Below are 253 nucleotides of genomic sequence, written 5' to 3' on the forward strand. Positions count from 1 at the left end.
AAGGTAACATGAACTTTCAGACAACGCGAAGCAACAGCCAAACCCGCAGCTCCAGCACCTGCACCTAAATCAACAACCTTGCCCTTTAAATCACTTGGAACCAAACTAGCTAATAACATCGCATCCATTCCAGAACGATGACCATATTTATGGGGTTGAACCAAATAAAATTTTCCGCGGTGAAAACTGTCAATTGTTTCACCAATTTGATTCGCTGCTTTATTCATTTAAAAGCCTAATGTTCATCTTTATA

At 39.5% G+C, this 253-nt stretch carries 1 pseudogene; it reads right to left on the reverse strand.

Going from position 1 to position 253, the window contains the following annotated elements:
* Nucleotides 1-227: pseudogene (locus ACFILW_RS10935) on the reverse strand (methyltransferase); the annotation flags it as partial.
* Nucleotides 228-253: the final 26 nt, after the last annotated feature.

This window comes from Bartonella sp. TT110JLCBS (genome assembly GCF_042193405.1).
In the GTDB taxonomy this organism is placed as follows: Bacteria; Pseudomonadota; Alphaproteobacteria; order Rhizobiales; family Rhizobiaceae; genus Bartonella.